We start from the raw sequence: 19739 nt of genomic DNA, 5'->3' as shown, positions 1-19739 counted from the left end.
AATGGCGACAGTTTTGCAACCCTTGACCTTCGCCGCCCTCGAGCAGGAGTTCGGCGTCGCGCATATGGCGCCCTACCTGGCCGCGGCTGGCGGGCTGCAGGCGCGTGCGGTCCGCCTGCACACTTGGAACTCGAACGTGGGCGCCGCCTTCCACCGCCCCTTGGGTATTCTGGAGGTCGCGATCCGCAGCCGCGCGGACTTGGCTCTGACCACGGTGTTCGGGCCGCACTGGTGGCAGGACCAGGATTTCCTGGATCAGGCAACCGTCGTGACGCGTCGCGCGGTGGCTGACGCAGTCGCGCATGCCCAGGCGCGTGGCCGCGTCGCGCACGACGACGTGGTGGCAGAGATCACGTTCGGTACCTGGGTGGCGATCCTCCGTCCACGCTTCTTCGACTTGGTCTGGCGCGCCCATCAGCGGACCATGTTTCCGAACCGCTGGGGTATGAAGTTTGCGTCGGTCGCGACGACCGCGGACGGATTGCTGCGCTTGCGCAATGCGATCGTCCACTACGAGCCTCTGCTGGCCATGAATCTCGCAGACCTGCATCAGGACCTGCTCGACATGCTGGGCTGGATGTCGCACCAGCTCGCGGCGCAGGTCCACGCGGTGTCCTTCGTGCCGAAGGTCCTGGCCGACCGTCCGTGAGGACGCGCCCCGCCTTTGGCGATGCCACCGGCGGGTGCGCCGTGTGGCGGCGTGACGAGACGGCGCTCGCGTTGCTTGCCGCGTTTCAGAAGGGCCGGGTCGACCCTTCCCAACCGCCGCCCGCCATCATCGCACTGGCTGATTTTCTGTCCGTCGCCGCCGCACGCTCGGGACGTGGCCTGACGCCGTGGTCGCGCTCCCCGCGCGCGGTGGCGCTGAAGGTCAACGCGCTTTGGCGCGGTATCGCCGACGAGCAGTATCGCGCACGGCTCGGCGCCGTGGCGATCGCGTTGCTCGCCGCCGGACGCGATGCGGTTGCGCGCGAAGCGGCCGATGCCATCGCCGGATCGGCCGACGCCGCCGCGGCTCGCACACACGGCCCGGTGCCGGCCGTCAGTATCTTCACTTCCGCCCGCACCGGTGCCGACGCCCGCGTATACGCGATGGTGCTGACAGGGAGCGCGCACGCGCTGGCCGCGATCGCGGCCAACGACGTCCGGGTGTTCAAGGTCGGCCGGTCCGACGACGTCGATCGGCGCGTCGTTGAACTCAACTCGGGTATGCCGCGCGTCATCGGGTTGCAGTGGACGATCTTCGCGACATCCCCACCGATGCCGTTGCTTGACGCCCATGACATGGAGCAGGCTCTGTTAGATCGAATTGAGGTGCTGGGCCTGTCCGCCGGCGGCGAGTTCGCAAAGTGCTGCCCGCACAAGTTCGCCAGGCTCTTGGTGGGGTTTGGTATTCACACCACGATCCGCCCCGCGGTGTGCGCAATCCGCGCCAGCACGGCTAGCGTCATGCCGGGCGCCGGCTTGAACGAGCGGTCCCGTTCGGCACGGCCACCGAGCGCTCCGGTCGCGTCAGCGAGCGTCGACAGCCTGAAATGGCCTTGCTCGGGCAGGCCGATGCCCGCATCGGCCAGCCCGTAGGCGAGATCGTGGTCGTCGGGGTCGATCTCGGTGACGAGCCAGGACGCGTCGCTGTCGGCAACCTTGATCCTGATGAGCGGCACCGGGTCGAAGGTCGCGTCGCTGGTGGCCAGGCGGGCGTTCTCGACGAGCTGCCGCGCCTCGTCGTCCGTCATCCATTCATTCATGCTTTTTCCTCCAGATCGTTGATCCAGAGGTCTGACTTTCGCTTCAGGCCTAAGCCGGTTGGTTCCTGTCCCGCAACAGGCGATGCCCGCTGATCCGCACGCCGGCGTTGGCGAGGGCCGCGGCCCAGCCACGCTCGGTGCCGATCGACGCCGGGTCCGCATACAGGCCGTGGCGCTCCTCGGCGGCGGTCAAGCGCGCGTACGTCTCGCGACGCGGTGCACCTTCCGGCAGCAGCAGCTCCTTGCGATGCAGGATCGGGCGGTTCGGCCAGCGCCGGTAATCGCGTGCGCGGACCGCCAGCTCCCGCAGGTGGATCCGTGTCGACCTGGCGAGCCGGGGATGTGCGGCAACGTCGAAATCCTCGTATTCCAAGTAGCTGACGGTCGGCTCGTCGATGCCCAGCTTAACGACGTTGGCGCCGCCGACGGCGCCGACATATCCCCGGGCGCATCCTTCGAAAAGTCGCAGGCGGCTCGGCAGATCGACGATGTTGTGGGCGTGGACGTACAGCGCTGTCGGCATCAGTTTACCGAAGCCCGCGCCGCGGCAGGCGGCGGCCAGCGCGCCCTCGGCGCCGATACCCATTAGCTCGTCATCGGCCGCGGAGCATGCGGCCGCATAGCTCCCCACGAACGCCCGGGCGTCGGCCAGCAGCGCGGGCGGCATCGCCGTCGCTTTCGGCCTACCGTCGAACCGCGCCAGCGCCAGGGTGATCAGAAGGTCTTCGGTCCGGCGACGCCGGACGGCGTCGAGGTCGACGACGAAGCGCGCGGCATCGACGAACGCGCGCGCAGGTCCGCCGGAACCGACGACGTCGCCGAACTTCGGCAACTCGGCCGGCTCGGGCGGGCGGCCGTGCGTCGCTAGGAAATCGATCAGCGGACCGAGTTCGGACTGCCCGCGCGGCGGTGCGACGCGGGCGCTGGCGACGGACGCGCGGGTCTGCCTAGTCGCCAGATGGAGCGCGCGCAGGCGCTCGTCGGCGAACACGTAGAAGATGCCCGGCGCGGCGGCGATCGACTGCACCGACAGCGTGTAGTCGATCCAGGCACGTAGCTCCTGCTGCTCGTAAAACTTCTGGAACGTCCTGATCCGGGTGATCACGCCGTCGGCCATCGTCGGACCAGGTTGTTCCGGTGCCTCGTCGGTGAGCCGCGCCGACACTACGAGTAGCTGCGTCGCCAGCGCCCACGCCGATCGCAGCGTCGCCTCGCGCTCCTTCGGATCCTCGATCACGTTGACGACGTAACCGAGGTTCACGATGCTGGCTGGCGCGCGCTCCGCCTTCGGAGCAAAGACTGGATCCCAGCCAGTCGCTGCGACGCCGGAGGCGCACAGCGCTGCGACATCGCCCCCGCGGCCGCAGCCATAGTCCAGAACGGTCGCGCCTGTGGCCACCAGGCCGTCCTTGATCGCGGTCGCCATCGGCCTGGATAGCGCCACCCGGCGCATGGCACTGCGGTGGCGCTCCGGCGCCATCGCCATGGTCAGGCCGCCAGCGTCGCGAGCATGTCGACGTCGGTGATGCTCTTGTCCGCAGCGAGATAGGAAATCCCGCGGTGCAGGTGCAGGCGGAACTGCTGGGCGACCGTCGCTGGATCGGTCTGCAGCCCGTCGACGATGCAGCGTTCCTCTACCAGCGCGAGATAGATGTCGGCGTGTCGGCCGCCGAACACCTTCCACGTCATCTCCACGTTGCTGTCTGCCGGATGCCGCGTGGCCGGTGGCACGCTCGGTTCCGCCAGCGACCTGCACAGCGCCCAGCGGCAGAGGACGTTCCAATGTTCGATGCCCGTGCGGCGCTTCAGGCGGATCAGCTGTTCGCGGGCCTGCTTCGATATGGTGATCTGCTCAATCGCCACGCGCGGTCTCCAGTTCGCCCGTTTCGACGCGCGTCGAGTCCGTCGCCTCATCGTGCACCAACCGGTAGCTCCGCCCGATCGCCGGACGTAGCGATCGGAGCGTCGCGCCGGCGATCTCCTCGTCCGTCGAGAGCAGGATGGTCTGGTGGCTGACGTTCGGGAAGTACCGCTCCACCAGGCTGCGGCGGTGAGTCGAGTCCAGACGTCCCAATGGCGTGTCGATGACCGTCGGCAGCGGCCTGCCGGACGCGCGCGCGAGGCCCCACAGCACCGCGACGGCTAGGATCTGGCGTTCGCCGGCGGACAGGCGCTCGGGCGTGACCAGTTCGCCACGGCTGCCGATCAGGTCGAGCCCGAAGGTCTCGGGATCGATCCTGATGCCGCTGATGAGCGACCGCTTGCGCGCCAGTTCGTGGAAGCTCCGCAGGATCGCCGCCTCGATGCGCGATGCATGCTTGCGCACGACCACTGTGCGGAACGTCGCCAGCGTGTCGCGCACGCGGGTGGATTGGGTGAGGACGCGCTGAAGGTCTTCGGAAGCGAACCGCTCCTTCATCGCCGCCTCGTGAATGGACCTGGCCTCCAAGCGAAGCGCCTCGATCTCGCGATCCAGCCGTTCGATCGTTTCCGCGCGCGCTTCCTGATCAACGCGTGCGTCCGCCAGTGCGCGCCGGGCCGTGTCCAGCTCCCGCGCGAACGGCGCGAGCCGTTCCTCGGGCGGGATCGATGCGATCGCGTCCCGCAGGTCGGCCACCCTTCGCCGGGTTTCGTCGAGTTCCTTCGCCAGCCGGCGCGCATGCATCGTCTCGCCGTCGAGATGACCATCCGTGACGGCGTCGAGCTGCTCGATCGCGCCTGCCGGCACCTCCATTACCTGCAGCTCGTCGGCGATATCGGCCTCGCGCTCGTCGAGGGCTACCAGCAGGGCACGGCGCGCAGCGTCGTCGATCTTCGCCGCCGCGATCAGGTCGCGGAAGGCGTCGCGTTCCTCTCTCACCGCAGCCCGAGACGATGCTTGCCTGAAGCGCGCGGCCTGTTCGTGCCACCGCGCCTGGACCCGGGCCAGCAGCGGCCTGACCGCCGCCAGCGGCAGGGGTCCGGCGGCCGCGTCGCGCAGTCCGCGCCTAAGTTCCTCGAGGCGCGCCCCGGCGTCACGATGGGCTGCCTCCAAGGAGGAGTGCTGCTCGGCCAAGGCACCCCCTTCGCGCCGGTAGACCTCCTCCCTCTGGGACATGGCGGCCTCGAGACGCTCGACCTCGTTGACGGCGGCGGCGCGGCGCTGGACGTGCGCCTTACGGTCTGTCTCCAGTGCTTCCAGTCTGGCGTCTATCTCGGCCCCGGCGTCGATCTCGCCCGTAGGTCGGCTTTCGGACCGCTTCCGACGCTCAAGGAGGACGAGGTCGGTCGTCAGCTGTTCGATCACGTCCAGTCCGAGCAGGTTCTGGATCGCGGTTCGGATCAGGCGGGACGCACCTTCCAGGTCGGCGTAGGATTCGATCTTCTCACCGTCGAACAGGAAGAGCTCGGCGATGCGCGCCGGCATGATCTCCTCGACCAGTTCAGCCCAATGCTCCGTCGCCAGCGCATCCGGCTGCCCATCGCGGATGACCTCGAAATTCTCGCGCAGGCGTGTTCCGCGCGCCGTCCACGAGCGGTGGAGCCGCACCGATCGCTCGCGTCCCTCGCTAACGTGTCGGAACGCGATCTCGATCGCCGATTCCGGCGACGCGGCGCCGCGGTGAATACAGCTGCGCAGATAGTCGTCGTATCCGCCGCCCGCACGGTTCGAGACGGCGGCGGCGGGCCCGTACGTCCCCAGCTGCAACGCATCGAGCAACGTTGTCTTGCCCGCGCCGTTCAGCCCCCCGAACAGTATCACCGGGCGGTCTGCCGACCCCGGTGTCAGGGTGATCGACTGCCGCCCCCCGTAGACGCCGAAGTCGTGGACCGTGAGCTCGTCGATGATCAAGCGTCCGCCTCCAGGAGCGGCAGCTCCGGCGAGGGGTCGGTCTGGTCGCCGGCGAATGCGGCGCGACGCTCGAGCGCTGCCTCGGTGGCCTCCTCGGCGCTGGTGAACGTGCCCCGCCGCAGCGAGTTCTCGAGTCTGCGGAAGAGGCCGGCCCGGCGCGTCATGGTGCGATGTCGGCGCTCGACGTCGAGCAACTCCCGCGTAAGCGCGAACAGCATGTCGTCGCCGGCGATCTCCCGCAGCAGGAGGGTGTCTTCGGCGGCGGTGGCGAGGTCGTCGGCTATGGGTGGCCCGGGATAGTCCCGTCCCGTCGCCGCGACGTAGATGCCGGGCAGCAGATCCTCGGTCTCATGCTTCTCGAAGACCCAAAGGCGCCTGATCTCGTGCAGCTCCTCCGGCGTGATCAGCTCCATGTCCGACATCTCCGCCGGCCCGTGGAGGCGGATGTGGGTCTGCGCGTCGAGGACGCGGCGGAGCCACATGGCCCGGGCGTCCTGGGTGTAGGGTCCGTGGACGAGCCGGTCGTTGTGCAGTTGAACCGACCCGTTCATCCGTCGGAAGTCGCGCAGGTGCCGGTCGTCGCGCTTGCCGGTCTCCTCGCTGCGGACGTCGAGCTCGTCGCGCAGGGCGAGCAGCGGCGTCATCCACTCCTTCTCGTGGTCGTTCTGTATCATCGCCTGCATCGACTTGTCCTTGTCGACGAGCGTGCAGACCCAGCAGCCGAACCGGCTGTCGCCGCAGGAGGGGGTGCTGGCGTCGATGACCAGGGGACATTCTCCATCGGCCGACGCTCCCTGATACATGGTCAGCAGGTCGCGATTGTCGAAGCCCCACGGGTTCGAGACCTGCATCAGGAACAGCCACACGTCGTCGTTCGTCCAGGTCTCGATCGGCGTGTAGACGTAGGAGTTCGATAGCGACGCGTTGGGGCTCAGGCCGTCGCGCAGGCGCTGCCCCTCCAGCTTTTCCATCACCTTCGAACGCGCGCCCGACTCCGCCTTGCGCATACCGAGCACGACGATGCTCTCCCCGTTCGTGCGGGTCATCTCGCCGATGAAGCGGTTCGAGGGGTCAATCTTGAGGCGCTCGGTGCACCACCGGAACTTCGGGCGCGGCGCCGGATAGCCGCGTCCGATGAGGTTCACCCAGAAGGTGTTGGTCGGTTCCGGCGTCAGTCGGTGCGCCTTGATCGGCAGGCCGGCCGCCGCGGCGCTCTCGTCGATCATCCTGAGCGAGCGGGAGACCCAGGCGGCGACCACCGGGTTCTCGACGAGCGTGTCGGTGGAGATGACGTGGACCGCCTTGTGCCGGCGCTCGGGCGGCAGCGCCGACAGCGCGAGCCAGACGATCTGCAGCGTGGCCGTCGAGTCCTTGCCGCCGCTGTAGCCGATGATCCAAGGGATCTCGTCGGCGAGATACAGCTCGGTGATCTCCTCGATGTGGCGCGCAATCGCCGCCTTGAAGCCGTCCGCGAACGCCGACGGCGCCCGTCCGGACGATGGGTCAGTCGGCATTGGAACTCCTATTGTAGCCGTCCTCGAGCCGCTGCTCCTCGGGCGACAGCCCGATGCCAAGTCGGCTCTTGATGAGGTTTCCGGTGAGTATGACGTTCTGTGCGCTCTTCACGAGGTTGCCGCCAGCCGTGGCGCGGCCTTCCCATTCGGGGGCCTCGCGCCGCCAGTCGATCGCCTCGACCCCGGTCAACCCATCGTTCCAGCCACCATCGCGGTGTACCAGGCTGTTGCCGACCCGGCCGAGCGCGTGCAGCGCCACCCCGTGCGCGTGGATGCACTGGTTGCGGACCTGACCCGCAGAACGCTTTCCGCCGCGCACCTCCTCCCAGGATGGGAAACGTGCGTAGAGGTCGCTCCAGAACCGCACGGCCGTCTCCATACGCCCCTCCTCGGGAGCACCCGTGAGCAGCTGCGTCGTGGCGGTATGGAGCGCACTCAGCGTGAACAGCTTGCGCGAGCCCTTGGACAGGCTCGACCGCTCCATGTCGACCAGCTCCTTCAGCTGCGGCACCGCCTCGAGCACGGCACGGGCGGTCGCCGCCTTCTCGTCGCGGTGATCGTAGAGCACGTTGAGCGACGACGAGGAGCGGATCGAGTAGCGGTTCAGGTCCGCGAACATTTGCTGGCAGCGGGCGAGCGAGCGGTCGTGGAAGAAGACGACGGCGATCGTCTCGTCGGCGAGCGCGGGGCGCTGGCGCAGCGCCTGCTCGATGGCGGCCCGGCGATGCTGGCCGTCGTTGATGATGAAGCGCGCGGACAGCGGCACGTGCAGCGTACCGACGTCGCTGGCACCAGCCGCCTCGAACCGCACGTCGGCGTCTATCGAGGCCGTGATCGCCGAAAACACGTAGGAGTCGGCGTGCTCGACGATGTAGCGTGCGATCTCGGGCACGCGCCCGCGGTTGAGAAGGCGTTGCGCCCTTAGTTCCGGCGGGTCGATGTCGTCGAACTGGAACAGCATCACCAGCATCCGCAGCGGACACATCGAAACGTAGTATTCGCGTCCGGCCTGGATGCCGCGAACGGCTGGAAAGACGTAGCTTCCGGCGGTCTGCATCGTTATCCCCACTTCCAGCCGCGCACCGGCCATGCTAGCCTATGTCTCGACAGACGCAGTGCGTCAATTGGAGAGACGTAGTTTGTCAAAAGAAGACGTATCAACGGGCACCTACCTGGACTTTGCCGCTACCACCCCGGTCGATGCCCGGGTCGCGGAGCTCGTGCTGCGCCTGATGCGCGACGACTTCGCCAACGCCGGCAGCCGGACCCACGAGCAGGGCGTCATGGCCGCGCGCGAGGTCGCCAAGGCGCGCGAGCGGGTCGCCGCTGAGCTGGGCGCCGCGCCGGAGGAGGTTGTCTTCACCAGCGGCGCCACCGAGAGTTCGAACATCGCGATCCTCGGCCTGGCAAGGGCTGACCGTTCGCGTCGTCACATCGTGACCACCGCCATCGAGCATGCGGCGGTTCACGGCCCGGTCGACGCGCTCGAGGCGGATGGATTCGAGGTGAGCCGGATACTTCCTAACCATCTCGGACGCGTGGTTGCGGCCGACGTGCTCGCCGCAGTCCGCCCGGACACCCTTCTGGTGTCGGTCATGCACGCGAACAACGAGACGGGCGCGGTTCAACCTATCGTGGAGATCGCGGGATCGCTGCCGGCGGGTCCGGCCTTTCACGTCGATGCCGCGCAGACATTCGGCCGGCTGAGCGCAGACCTCCACCATGACCGCGTCGATCTGGCGAGCGTCAGTGGGCACAAGATCTACGCGCCCAAGGGCGTCGGGGCGCTGATGGTTCGGCAAGGTCACGGCCGGCCAGCGGTGTCGCCGATAATGCATGGCGGTGGTCAGGAGCGGGGGCTTCGTCCGGGCACCGTGCCGGTGGCCCTCGTCGCGGGGCTCGGCCTCGCCGCAGAGCTCGCAGGGCGCGAACGTGACAAGCGCAGCGAGCGATGTGCCGCGATCCGGTCCGATGCGCTTCGCGCGCTCGCCCCATTGGGCGCCGTCGTGCATGGACGCGACGGACCTGCGCTGCCGCACATCCTTGGTGTCGCGTTCCCGGGCGTGGATTCCGAGGCGCTCATGGTCGCGCTGCGGGGTGTGGCGGCGATCTCCAACGGGTCGGCCTGCACATCCGCGCTCTACCGCCCTTCCCATGTCCTCGAGGCGATGGACCTGCCTGACGATGTCGTCCGTGGGACAGTCCGCTTCTCCTGGTCGCACAATGTATCCCCGCCGCCGTGGGATGCGGTGGCGGCCATCGTCCGCATGCTTTCTTGAGGTTGTCATCCGGGCAGCCGCTTAGAACGGATGCGGCGCGAGCGCCGTGAATAGCGCGCTCTCGAGGACGGGTGCCAGGTGCGGTGCGATCGCGGCCCTTTCCAAGATCAACTCCGCCAGCGCCCCGACGCCCGTCACGAGCGGAGTGGGATCGGACCGCTGCTCGGCCAGGAGGTGCAGGTAGGTGACCGCCGTGCGGACCACCGCGAGTTGCGCCTGCGCCAGCGGGCGGGGCCCGGCGACTGCGGCCCCGGACCACCGTCCCGCGACCATCTCCGCGAAACGGCGAGTCTCCCTCTTCGCGGCGGTGAAGGGGTCGAGCATCTCGATCACGTCGTCGTGGGCGTCGCGCAGGTCCTTCAGCCACGAGGCGGCGCCACCCGGGCGGAAGTGGCGATGTCGCAACGCGCCCAGTCGGAGCAGCGTGAGGTCGAGGCGTCCCCCCGCGGTGACCAGGCGTCCGTCACTGCGCTGCAGTCCGGCGAGGCACCGCTCACTCGCCGCGACGAGCGCGTACTCGCCCGCGGTTTCGCGATGGAGGCCGTGCAGCGCCATGAGGCGGCAGGCGCCCGAGGCCTCCACGGTGACGTCGAGCATCGCGACCGCCGCGATCGTCGGGTGACGGCGTCCTCCGTCGTGCGTCGGTCCGATCCCAGGGCGTTCCGGCTCGACCCGCAGCGCCATGAACCGCACTCAGTGGAACCCGCGCTCCAGCCGCTCGCGCACGAGCAGGCGGCGGACGTGGCTGAGCCCCGCGACGTGCGAGGTCATAAGCTCCAGCGGCGTCAGCCCGTCGAGCGCGTCCTGGGGCAGGCGCAGCCACACCGGCACCAGCGACGCGCGTCCGACCAGCATGGCCATCGAACGGTCCACATCGACGATGTGACGCTGGCGGGTCTCAAGGGCGACGGCGCCGCCGGGCTCCTCGGACGAGATTCCACCGGTCTTCACCGTCCAGCGTTCGGTCTCGTCCAGACCCCAGTCGTCCAGCGCCCCGCCGCAACGACGGGCCGCGTGATCGGCTTCCACCACACCTTCGATCATATGCATAACTCCGATATACCGGGGATACATATACATCAATTGCCGTGGATGTCTAGCCGTTCTCGGAGGCAGTCGCTGTGATCGCGCCCAAGGTTCGAGTGAGGGCTGCGCTCGCATCGGTTCAGCGACGCGGCGACCGCTGCGCAATATCTGCGAAAGCCCGCCACCAAAGGAAACGACTGTTACGAGTACGTTCGCGACTTCGCCGTTCTTGTCACGATTACTCGTTTTATCGAATTCGCACGTTGCAACCAAATAATCAGATTGGACCGAACAGCCGTTGCCCAATCGAATTCTTCTGTTAGACCTCATCCTCAAAGTATCGTTGGTCGCGTTTAAGTTCAGGGGGGCTTTTCGCATGCTACGTCGGTTCATCGCGGTCGTGTCCGCCGGCTTTCTCGCCGCGTGCACCCACATCAGCACGCTGCCGGACACCGGCGTCACGCCACGGGATCAGGCGCTCAACGGCACGTCCTACGCGCTCCCGATGCTCCAGTATAAGCTCGACATCATGCGGGCGCTCAGGAAGTGCCCCAAGCAGGCGACGCTCAAGGGCGACGGGAACGTGCCATCGATCACGCTCACCGACACCGGCCTCTCCTTCCAGGTGAAGGTCACGCCGACGCCGCGCTACATCCCTTGGGAGCGCTACACCGCGGACTACCGGGCACTCAGCTCCTTCCTGAAGACCACCGGCTACGGCATCGTGACCTACCCGTCGGGCACGCTCAAATCGGTGAACGTGAGCGCGGAGGACCACAGTGCGGAGGTGGTCAAGGCCGCCGCCGCCACGGGCCTGACGATCGCGACTATGGGCGCGGGCAGTCCGATCGCGGCTTCGTCCCTGCTGGCTACAACGACGCTGGTGAAATCCGCGGGCGGTACTCGCGGAGGTGGAGGAAAGACCCGCAGGGTGACCCGGATCGACAGCGACTACGCCGACGCGCTCCGTTCGCTCGGACAGTTGACCACCACCTCGCAGGCCGTCCTTTGTACGCCCGAGGCGGTGGCAGCGCTCGCCGCCATCAAGGCGAACGCCGACGCGCAGGAGGAGGCGACGAAGGCGCTGTCCGCGGCGACGAAGGACGTCGAGCGCTTCACCATCCTCGCCAACCTGAAGAAGGGTCGTGCGAGCGACGTCTCGAACTTGGACGACGCGCTAAAGCGGCAGAACGCGCGGGCCCTCGAACTGCAGGGCCTTACCGACGCCCGGGCCGAGCTCGACGGGGCGGTGGCCGTCACGTCCACGGAGTACTGGCCGCACAAGCCGCTCGACAAGCCGGAGGTCCTGAAGCCGACCACCGATGGCGTCGGCAAGCTCAGGAAGCTGCTGGAGGTCGCGACGGTCCGGACGATCACGCCGTTGAACCTGCGCAACTGGTATCAGGGCCTGACGCCCGCGCTGCGCAAGCGGATCTGGAAAGAGAACGAGGCGCTCCTGAAGCCATTCATCAGGGAGGACGGCTCCGCCATCGCCATCCCCGCAGCCGTGCAGACGCCCTGCACCGCATCAACGCCAGACATCGACGCGTGCCTGATGGACGCCGTCACTGTCACCGCCTCGCTCGTGGCGTCCAGCGGAGACAGGCCGCTGTGCAAGGAGGGGGACTCGCCCGCCTCTGGGTGCCTCTCGAACGTCAACGTCGACGCCGAACAGAAGACCGGTCGCTTCGCGATGGACGACAAGCCTGATCCGGGCATCTTCATCCGCACGCCCGCCGAGGGATTGTTCGTGATCTGCCGACGGTCTAGCCAGCCCGCGGACGACTGTCCGGTGGACCGGCAGCTCGTCCGGCTGGACGCGGTCTCCGCGCCGCAGCTGGGTCAGCTCAGGTTCCTGCCGTTCTCCAGCCAGATGTTTGAATCGGCGACGTTGGCCGTCAGTCTGCGCGAGGACGGGTCGCTCGACTCGCTGACCTATGCCAAGACCAAGGCCGCGGGGACGGAGGTCGCCTCGACCGCAAGCGACATCGCGACGAAGGTGCAGGGCTACATCGACCAGCGCGACACGAAGAAGGCGGGTGCGCTCACGGCAGCGAGGGCCGAGGCGATCGCGCAGGTCCAGTTCCAGATCGACCTGCTGACCAAGCAGGCCACCCTCCTGAAGCTCCAGAATCCGACGGACACCGAGACGATCGACGCTATCAACGAGCAGATCGGCCAGATAAATTCACAGACGGCGCTTCTCGAGGCGAAGCTCTCCAAGTTGAAGGCGGAAGCGAGCTACGCCGCGGCAGGGGGAGAATGATCATGCTTCGACGACTGCAGTCCACGATGGCCATCATGCTGGCGGCGCTTTGCGTGTCGCTATCGGCACCGGTCGCGGCACAGCCGGCGCCTCCGGTCGTGCGCGACTGGACCCTGATCATCTACATGAACGGCAAGAACAGCCTCGAGCTCGACGCCCTGAACAACTTCGGCGCGATGGCGTCGGTGGGCAGCAGCGACCGGCTGGCGATCGTCGCCGAACTTGGACGCCCGAAGGAACACTACACGTCCGCCGAGGGCAATTGGTCGGGCGTCTACCGCTTCCTCGTGGGCAAGGGCCAGAAGCCCCGGCCGGCCGCGGCGGTCGAGAAGGTGGCGGCCGGTGTTGCCAGCGACATGGGCAAGCCCGACACGCTCTCCGACTTCATCGCATGGTCGAAGAAGAAGTATCCCGCGAAGCACTACATGGTCGTGGTCTGGAACCACGGTCAGGGCTATCGCCTGATGTTCAGCCGGTTGATGGCGAAAATGTCGCCGACCGAGAAGTCGATGCTGCAGGTCACCCCGAACGCCGCGAATGGCAGGATCGGCGGGTATCGGGCCGTGTCGAGTGACGACGACACGCGTTCGATCCTCTACAACGCCGAGGTCAACTCGGCGATCTCGCGCAACTTCGGTGCGGATGACAAGCTCGACCTGCTCGGCTTCGACGCCTGCCTGATGTCGATGGTGGAGACCGCCTACGCGCTCGACGGCAACGTGAGGCTCATGGTCGCGAGCGAGGATCTCGAGCAGGGTGACGGCTGGCAATACAAGCCCCTTCTGACACGGCTGGCGGCCGACCCCGCGATGTCGCCGGAGGCGTTGGGACGTACCGTCGTCGAGACCTTCGGCGCGCGCTACGCCGACACCTACGCGACGTTGTCGCTGCTCGATCTGTCGGGGACGCGGGCCGCCGCGACGTCCCTCAGTTCATTCGCCGAGGCCCTGCGAGCGGCCGGCCCTGGCGAGCTTCAGGCCATGCGCGCCGCGCGCGGCGAGCTTTCCGAATACGGCGATTGGGACAATCCGCCGCTGCACCTTTCGGTCGACCTCGTGACGCTGCTAGAGCGGTTCCGGTCACGCACGGCCGACGCCAGCCTCTCGGCACAGGCGGCGTCCACCGCGGCTGCGGTCAACGCGATGGTCCTGGCGAACTACGCCAGTGCCCAGTCACAGGGCGGCGGCAGCGAGGCGCTCTATGGATCGAAGGGTCTCGCGATCTACTATCCCATGTCCAAGGCGGCGTTCCTTGACGACCCCTTCCACGGCGGGTACCTCAAGGCCAACACCGACCGTCCCGTGGCGTTCGTGCGCGACGAGCGTTGGGCGGATCTGCTCTACGACCTGCTCGGTGTCCATTGAACGGGGCTCGTTAGCGGTCGTCTTGGTCGCGGTGCTCGCGGCCGGCGCCGCGTTCGCGCAGTTGAGGATACCTCCTTCGATCGCACCGCTGCCGCCGCCGGCATGCTCGGTCGGTAGCCCGGCGCTCGCGATGTCGGAGGTGACCGAGACCGTGCCGATAGCGCCGCTCCACCGTCGCACGACCTACCTCCGCTCGACGTCGGCGGGCGCGTGGTTGCGCGTCGAGGGCGATCCGACGGACAGGAACCTATACGAGGTCACAATACGCTCGAAGCTCGCAGGTTGGCCGGGGCCAGCCACGCTGGTGTGTGCCAGCGTGAAATGGACGCCATCGCGCGGGGCGCTTGTCGCGACCGACAGGCGCCGTGCGCCAGGTTCGGTCTGGCAGGTCGAGCTCGTCGTGGCTGGACCGTCCCGCGGGAGCGAGGTGCGCCTCCTTCGGCCCCTAGGCTCGGGCAAGGGCGAGGACGGCGATGACGACCAGCGAGCGGACCTCTTTGCGCTGTCATGCGATGGTTGGTCGCCCACGAAACCGGTACGACATCGGGTCGGTGGCTTCGCCAGCCGCGTTCGGCTCGACGCGGAGCCGCCGCAGCAGGGGTCGATGATCGGCCAACGGCAACTCGACGCGATCTCAGACCTGATCCTCTCGGCGGCCGCCTTGTGGGGTACGGCGTGCCGCGAATGCCAGCCGGAGAACCTCGCGGTGATCGGCATCGGTGGGCGTACCTGGGTCCGGCAGGGAATACTCAGGTGGTTGGACGAGTTGGAGGTCGGCGACTTGGAGTCTTCCTCGGCGCGAGCCGAGGCGAAGCTCCGCGACAGGTTGGAGAGCAATGTTTGGCTCACGACCGAACCTGTGGACCTGCGCAGACGACCTCTGCAGCTCTATTCGCGGCTCGACCTGAGCGCGCCCTCGTCGGTGGCGTTCTGCGGTGCGACGCCCAGCAAAGGGTGGGGATCCACCCTGTCGGGGATACACGCCGCGATATGCTCGCCGGCGTCCCTGTCGCGCGAACGCCGGGCACGCATCACGCTCAGCGTACGGCCGCTCGGCGCGACCTACTGCGGCGACGAGCCCGACATCATCGCCTGCCGCGCCGACGACAGGCTGACGGAGCTCAACGCGCGCGACTTCAGGTTCCGGGTCAGGCCAGGGCTGACGTTCGGCTCAGGGCCCGTTGAGCTCGACCTGCTGCCGGTGCTGGTGCACGAGATGGGTCACTGGATCGGACTTCGGCATCTCGACCGCGGCACCAGCATCATGGCCTCGACGGCGGATCGCGCGCGCTGCATCGACGAGGCGACCATCGGCCTGCTGGCGGCCAACCTCAACGCCGCGTCCGCCGGGCCACAGGCTTTCCGGCTGCATGCGAGATCGAAGGCGGTCCGGCGCCGCCCGACACGCGCGGCTCAGCGCGTTTAGGTCACCGCACGGATTGGCCCTGTGCTGGGTCAGCTGCGTCATCCCGATGGTGGGGAGGGCAAGCGCCGCCGGTCACCTTGGCGGGAAGGCCTTCCTTCTCCGTTCACGGCTGAGGAGGGTGGTGCGGCGGCGGACGGGGTGTCGCCACAATGCCGCCGCGTCTCGAGAGCTTGCTGAAATATCGAGGAACCGCCGGCGACTGTGGCAGTCAGCGCGACCGCACAGAGCACAGTCGCGCGCCGTCTTTGCCAACCGGCGGGTACCCACTCGCGGACCATCAGCAGCATCGTGAACAGCAGGGTTCCGTTGATGAAGACGACCGTGAGGGCGAGGCTGTCCAGCGACCCTCTGTGCGGCAACGTCTGCAGGCTTGTCCCCGCGATATCCGATGCGATCATTTACCTAGCTCCTTCGATGTTGCGCTGGGCAATCGCGCCAGCGTCGGGGTCCGCGCGATCCGCAGCTGACCCTCGTTCGGGCGATTGCGCGATCGAACGCCGGTCGGCCGCGGCGGCGGCTCAGAGCGTGGAGATCCCGTAGAACCCGACCTCGTCGTCGGCCGGAAAGTTGCGCGCGGTGTCGGCGAGCAATCTTCCCGCGCGAATGATTCCGCCGGTGAGGCTCGCAGCGCGGCCGGGCCGGTGCTCGAGCTGTCCCTCGACGCTGACGAAGTGCCCGTCGGCATCCGGGCCGCGGGTCACGATCGTCATGGGGTCGTTCCAGTCCCCGAGGAAAAGCGCGCAGTCGCGCGCGACGACCGCCGACCCGTCGGCTGCGCGGCCGACGACCGTGCAGCAGCGGGGGCCCTTCGCGGCCGAGCCGGTGCCGAACTGCAGGACGAGCAGGCTCAGCCCCTGCTCGCTGGCGACCGCGACGGCCGCCTGCTCCTCGAGGGAGTCGCTGGCCTTCACGCACATGTAGACTGTCTGGGAGTAGCGTCCCGCCTCGGCGTCGACCCAGTCGTCCTGGACGAGACGGCGGGCGGCGCTGGCGAACTGGCGCAGGTGGTCATTGAAGGTCATCATGGTTGGAAAAATCCTCGGCTGCCCCGACCGCGGCCGGGTACCGTCCCGCTGGCGGCTGGGACCTTGGTTGAAATCCGTTAGGCACGAATGTGCACCCCGCGGTGAACCACTTGCTAGGCAGCGCCTGTCAGTGATCCGCCGGCGGGGGTCACAAGCCTTTTTCCCCTCTCCAGTTGAACTCGGTTCAACCGCACCCGGGGTGCACTCTTCTCGCGATCGCTGACTTGCCGGCGCGGCCGCAGCCGCGCCGGGCGGCGTTCGCCCTAAGCCGCTCGCCGCAGCGGGACGTACGCGGGCAGGTCGAACTCGTTGCCGCGCTCGAACTGGGCGCGTTCGATCTCCCGCAGCCGAGCGTAGGCGCGCACCATGGCCTCCGTTCCGGCGTCGAAGTCCGCGGCCGGTGCCTTGGCCAGGCGGCGTAGCCGGAGTGCGTCGTCGAAGCGGAACGCGCCCATCGTGAACGCGTCCGGCACGAGTTGCAGGCGCCCGCCGCCCCGCGGTGCCCAGAGCATGCAGTTCTCGATGGCGTGGACCTTGCCGCCGTCGCGGGCGACCAGGCCGATCTGGGGGGCGTTGGGGGCGTCCGCGCTGTGGTGGATCCAGAGCACCGGTCGTCCGTCCGCCCGGACGCGGTCCGTGAACTGCATCAACTGCATGGCGTCCGGCTCGGCGCCGCTCAGGATGACCTCGACCTTGTCGATGAATTCCCTGTGGCGCCCTGGGCGGCCGCCCAGCGCGTGGGCGACGGCGCCCATGTAGTTGGCGGCGATCTTCTGGTTTTCGTTGGTGATCATTTCGCGTTCTCCTGGCGCGTGTCGACGCCCGGTGTCGGTGGACCCGGGTGTTCGTGCGCCGATGATTGGAAAAAAATTCGCACGGCCGTCCTCGGCGTGCACGGAAACTTAACTCTCTTGCCCTTACGCTCCGCTGGGCGGCTGCTTGAAGCTGATATCCTTTTCCCCTCTGCCATTGAGATCAAAGGAACCGCTGCCGCGGTTCATCGGCGACCGCGGTCGCCTCTGCGCGGCGGCTGCAGCCGCCTGCCCTTCCCGCAGCCTTTTCCCCGCCGTCGCCACGGGCGCACCGGGGACCGGGACCCAATCTCAACCTGGCCCGTCGTAAACCTTCGCTACTGGAAGAAGCAGGGCGAACCCCAGTGCAGGATCGCGGAGGTATCCAGGTCCAGGTTCTCGAGCCGTGCCAAGATTTCCTGACCGGGAGCCGCGGCGCGGACGACGGCCGCGATGTCGGCGATCGGCGCGTGGATCATGGCGAGCGCCCTGTCGAAGGCCGCATGGAAGCCCACGCCGTCGGCCAGGGCGCTGGCCATCAGGACGCCGAACGCGGAGGCGACGAGCGGATTGACCGGCCACAGGTGCGACACGGTCGCCTGCCGCGCGCTGGCGAGCACCGGTGCCAGCCCGAGCTTCTGGATCCCGCCGTTGACCGCCGACACCCCGCCGTCGCAGATGTTGAGCACCGCGAGCCGTCGGTCGCCTTCGCGCGGCGTCGCGGCATGCAGCTCGTCGATCCCGACCCGGCAGTACTCGCCCGCGACTAGGCTCGCCGAACCATCGCTCCAGTGATCGATCTCGCCATGCCCCGCGATCCAGACGATGTCGAAGCGCGGATCGGCCCACGCCGCTAGGAACTCATCCGGTCGCGCGCCGTCGCCCGAGCGGCGGTCGATCTCGACGCCGGCGCCGGCGAGCACGGCCGCGACCGCGTCGGTCTCGAACCCCGAGTAGTAGTCGTTGCCCGCCGCCCAGAGGAGCGCCCGCCGCGGCATGCGGTCCGCGCGCGGTGTCTCGAGACTCGACGAGATCGGAAGGCTCGCGCCCCGGTCGGCCAGCAGCATCGCCTGGAGGGGATGGGGCTGCCCCGGGAACGCGATCAGCGCCTGCCGGCCTTCCATCACGTCGGCACGGATCTCCGGCATCGCGTAGGCCCGCGCCATCGCGGCCTCGAAGGCGGGGGCCGCGTCGGCGACCGGGACGCCCGGCCGGTCTGGCACGGCCATGGGCTGCTCGGCGCCCTCGATCGTGAGGATCAGACCGAGCATCGCGTTCGCGACCCGTGTCAGCTCGACGATCTGCGCCGCGCCGTCACGCTCGATCTGCTGGGTGCGCGCACCGAGGTAGATCGTGCCCCGCTCGGCCGTGGCGCAGACGAACAGCGCGCCCGTCAGCAGCCGCTCGCCGTCAGGGACGCGATGCCAGCGCGCGAGGATCTCGAGGAAGTCGTCCGAGCGCTCGAACGTGCGCATCAGGTGGAAGCCGGGCTTGAGCAGCCCGGACCGCTGGTCGGTCGCGCGGCAGATCGCGGTCGGCGTCCCGAGCCGCGCGATCTCGGCGGCGTAGGCGCCGATCGCGTCGAGCACGCTTGGCTTCAGCCGGTCCCAGTCCTCCTCAGTCTCGACCAGCTGCCAGAGCAGCTGGAGGCGCTGGTGCGGATGGAGGTGGCCATCCCCGTTGTCCAATGCCCACTTCGCCCAGTGCTTCGGGTGCTCGCCGCTCAATACGCCGGCGCTGGAGGCGAACACCGCGGCGATCCGCGTCCTGGTGCGCGCGTCCCGGCTCCGGTTGAACCTGCGGCGCAGCCGCGCCGTCAGCGTCGCCGCCGTCCGGTGTCCATTGTCCGCCGCCCAGTTGAGCATCATCGAGTAGGCGTCGATGGTGGCGTCGTCGTCGGGCGGCAGCATCCCGAACACATGTAGGAGGATTGGCAGCAGCGCGGTGGCGGCCTCGCCAAGCGTCCCGCGGACGCGCGCGTAGTAATAGAAGTCGGCTGCCCAGTCGGCGAGCACCTGTCCGCGGGTCGCGCGGATCGTCGGGCGACCCGAGACGACGAAGCCGTAGATGCGTCCGATGTGCAGTCGTCGTTCGATCGTCAATTCCGCGCTGTCGCCCAGTCCATGATGAATCCAGTCGTGCGCGCGCCCGAAGTCGCCGGCCGCCATCGCGTTCTTGAACGGCCCCAGCGCGATCTGGAACTGCATGTACTGAAGCGACACCCCGTCTGCGCCGGCCGGCGGAGCCGCGACGAGCGCCATGGCGTCCTCGACCATCGCCCCGGCGATCGCGAAGTACGCCGGACTGCCCACCGCGGCGTCCTGTTCGTCCGCCACGATCCCCAGGATCGCGTTGAATGCGCCCTCGCGCGACAGGTCGACATCGCGCGTCCAGGGCACGGTGGGGCTCGTGGGGATCGCGCGCCAGCGGGGGAACAGCTCCTGCAGCTGCATCCCGCCTATGCCCGC

At 68.2% G+C, this 19739-nt stretch carries 17 protein-coding genes; 5 read left to right on the top strand and 12 right to left on the bottom strand.

Annotated elements, in window-relative coordinates:
- Positions 1 to 22 precede the first annotated feature (22 nt).
- Positions 23 to 649 (top strand): hypothetical protein, encoded by a 627-nt coding sequence (locus tag VH326_RS08040; RefSeq protein WP_329631287.1) that lies wholly within the window; start codon positions 23 to 25, stop codon positions 647 to 649.
- A gap of 85 nt (positions 650 to 734) precedes the next feature.
- Here the strand turns inward: VH326_RS08040 and VH326_RS16050 are convergent, their stop codons facing one another.
- The 7 genes from VH326_RS16050 to dndB all read right to left on the bottom strand — a co-directional run bounded on the left by VH326_RS16050 (position 735) and on the right by dndB (position 8184).
- Entirely contained in the window at positions 735 to 1139 is a 405-nt protein-coding gene (locus tag VH326_RS16050; RefSeq protein WP_414714261.1) for a hypothetical protein, read from the bottom strand.
- 255 nt (positions 1140 to 1394) lie between these two features.
- Positions 1395 to 1736, bottom strand: coding sequence for a DUF2958 domain-containing protein (locus VH326_RS16045; RefSeq protein ID WP_414714262.1), 342 nt, complete (start codon positions 1734 to 1736; stop codon positions 1395 to 1397).
- A gap of 61 nt (positions 1737 to 1797) precedes the next feature.
- Positions 1798 to 3234 (bottom strand): DNA phosphorothioation-associated putative methyltransferase, encoded by a 1437-nt coding sequence (locus VH326_RS08030; RefSeq protein WP_329631285.1) that lies wholly within the window; start codon positions 3232 to 3234, stop codon positions 1798 to 1800.
- A 2-nt stretch (positions 3235 to 3236) separates the two neighbouring features.
- On the bottom strand, positions 3237 to 3611 hold the full coding sequence (gene dndE, locus VH326_RS08025; protein ID WP_329631284.1) for a DNA sulfur modification protein DndE: 375 nt from the start codon (positions 3609 to 3611) through the stop codon (positions 3237 to 3239).
- Positions 3601 to 5580: a DNA sulfur modification protein DndD gene (gene dndD, locus VH326_RS08020; protein ID WP_329631283.1), complete on the bottom strand. Its 1980-nt coding sequence runs from the start codon at positions 5578 to 5580 to the stop codon at positions 3601 to 3603. The genes dndE and dndD overlap by 11 nt, the downstream gene beginning before the upstream one ends.
- Positions 5577 to 7094 (bottom strand): DNA phosphorothioation system sulfurtransferase DndC, encoded by a 1518-nt coding sequence (dndC, locus tag VH326_RS08015; RefSeq protein ID WP_329631282.1) that lies wholly within the window; start codon positions 7092 to 7094, stop codon positions 5577 to 5579. Before dndC ends, dndD begins: the two co-directional genes overlap by 4 nt.
- Positions 7084 to 8184, bottom strand: coding sequence for a DNA sulfur modification protein DndB (gene dndB, locus VH326_RS08010; protein WP_329631281.1), 1101 nt, complete (start codon positions 8182 to 8184; stop codon positions 7084 to 7086). Before dndB ends, dndC begins: the two co-directional genes overlap by 11 nt.
- Before the next feature lie 49 nt (positions 8185 to 8233).
- Between dndB and VH326_RS08005 the strand changes: the two genes are divergently transcribed.
- Positions 8234 to 9373 (top strand): aminotransferase class V-fold PLP-dependent enzyme, encoded by a 1140-nt coding sequence (locus VH326_RS08005; protein WP_329631280.1) that lies wholly within the window; start codon positions 8234 to 8236, stop codon positions 9371 to 9373.
- A gap of 21 nt (positions 9374 to 9394) precedes the next feature.
- Here VH326_RS08005 and VH326_RS08000 read toward each other — a convergent pair whose 3' ends face one another.
- Complete coding sequence (locus VH326_RS08000) at positions 9395 to 10057, bottom strand: hypothetical protein (RefSeq protein ID WP_329631279.1); 663 nt, start codon at positions 10055 to 10057, stop codon at positions 9395 to 9397.
- Positions 10058 to 10066: 9 nt separating this feature from the next.
- On the bottom strand, positions 10067 to 10417 hold the full coding sequence (locus VH326_RS07995; protein ID WP_329631278.1) for an MbcA/ParS/Xre antitoxin family protein: 351 nt from the start codon (positions 10415 to 10417) through the stop codon (positions 10067 to 10069).
- 358 nt (positions 10418 to 10775) lie between these two features.
- Between VH326_RS07995 and VH326_RS07990 the strand changes: the two genes are divergently transcribed.
- From VH326_RS07990 to VH326_RS07980, 3 genes are read left to right on the top strand one after another with little or no spacing between them, the layout of a single operon-like run.
- Positions 10776 to 12665 carry a hypothetical protein gene (locus VH326_RS07990; protein ID WP_329631277.1) on the top strand — a complete coding sequence of 630 codons (1890 nt, stop codon included), beginning with the start codon at positions 10776 to 10778 and terminating at the stop codon, positions 12663 to 12665.
- A gap of 26 nt (positions 12666 to 12691) precedes the next feature.
- Complete coding sequence (locus VH326_RS07985; RefSeq protein ID WP_329631276.1) at positions 12692 to 14029, top strand: clostripain-related cysteine peptidase; 1338 nt, start codon at positions 12692 to 12694, stop codon at positions 14027 to 14029.
- A gap of 31 nt (positions 14030 to 14060) precedes the next feature.
- Positions 14061 to 15455, top strand: coding sequence for a matrixin family metalloprotease (locus VH326_RS07980; protein WP_329631367.1), 1395 nt, complete (start codon positions 14061 to 14063; stop codon positions 15453 to 15455).
- A gap of 518 nt (positions 15456 to 15973) precedes the next feature.
- On the opposite strand, the gene VH326_RS07975 is transcribed toward VH326_RS07980, so the two are convergent.
- The 3 genes from VH326_RS07975 to VH326_RS07965 form a co-directional block, all read right to left on the bottom strand.
- Positions 15974 to 16480, bottom strand: a complete 507-nt coding sequence (locus VH326_RS07975; RefSeq protein WP_329631275.1) for a hypothetical protein — start codon at positions 16478 to 16480, stop codon at positions 15974 to 15976.
- Between the two features lie 263 nt (positions 16481 to 16743).
- Positions 16744 to 17274, bottom strand: coding sequence for a hypothetical protein (locus VH326_RS07970; RefSeq protein ID WP_329631274.1), 531 nt, complete (start codon positions 17272 to 17274; stop codon positions 16744 to 16746).
- A 335-nt stretch (positions 17275 to 17609) separates the two neighbouring features.
- Complete coding sequence (locus VH326_RS07965; RefSeq protein ID WP_329631273.1) at positions 17610 to 19724, bottom strand: CHAT domain-containing protein; 2115 nt, start codon at positions 19722 to 19724, stop codon at positions 17610 to 17612.
- Between the last annotated feature and the right edge of the window lie 15 nt (positions 19725 to 19739).

The organism is Sphingomonas sp., assembly GCF_036269755.1.
GTDB lineage: Bacteria > Pseudomonadota > Alphaproteobacteria > Sphingomonadales > Sphingomonadaceae > Sphingomonas.
The sequence above is the reverse complement of the archived record's forward strand: the minus strand, read 5'-3'. Positions and strand labels throughout refer to the sequence as shown.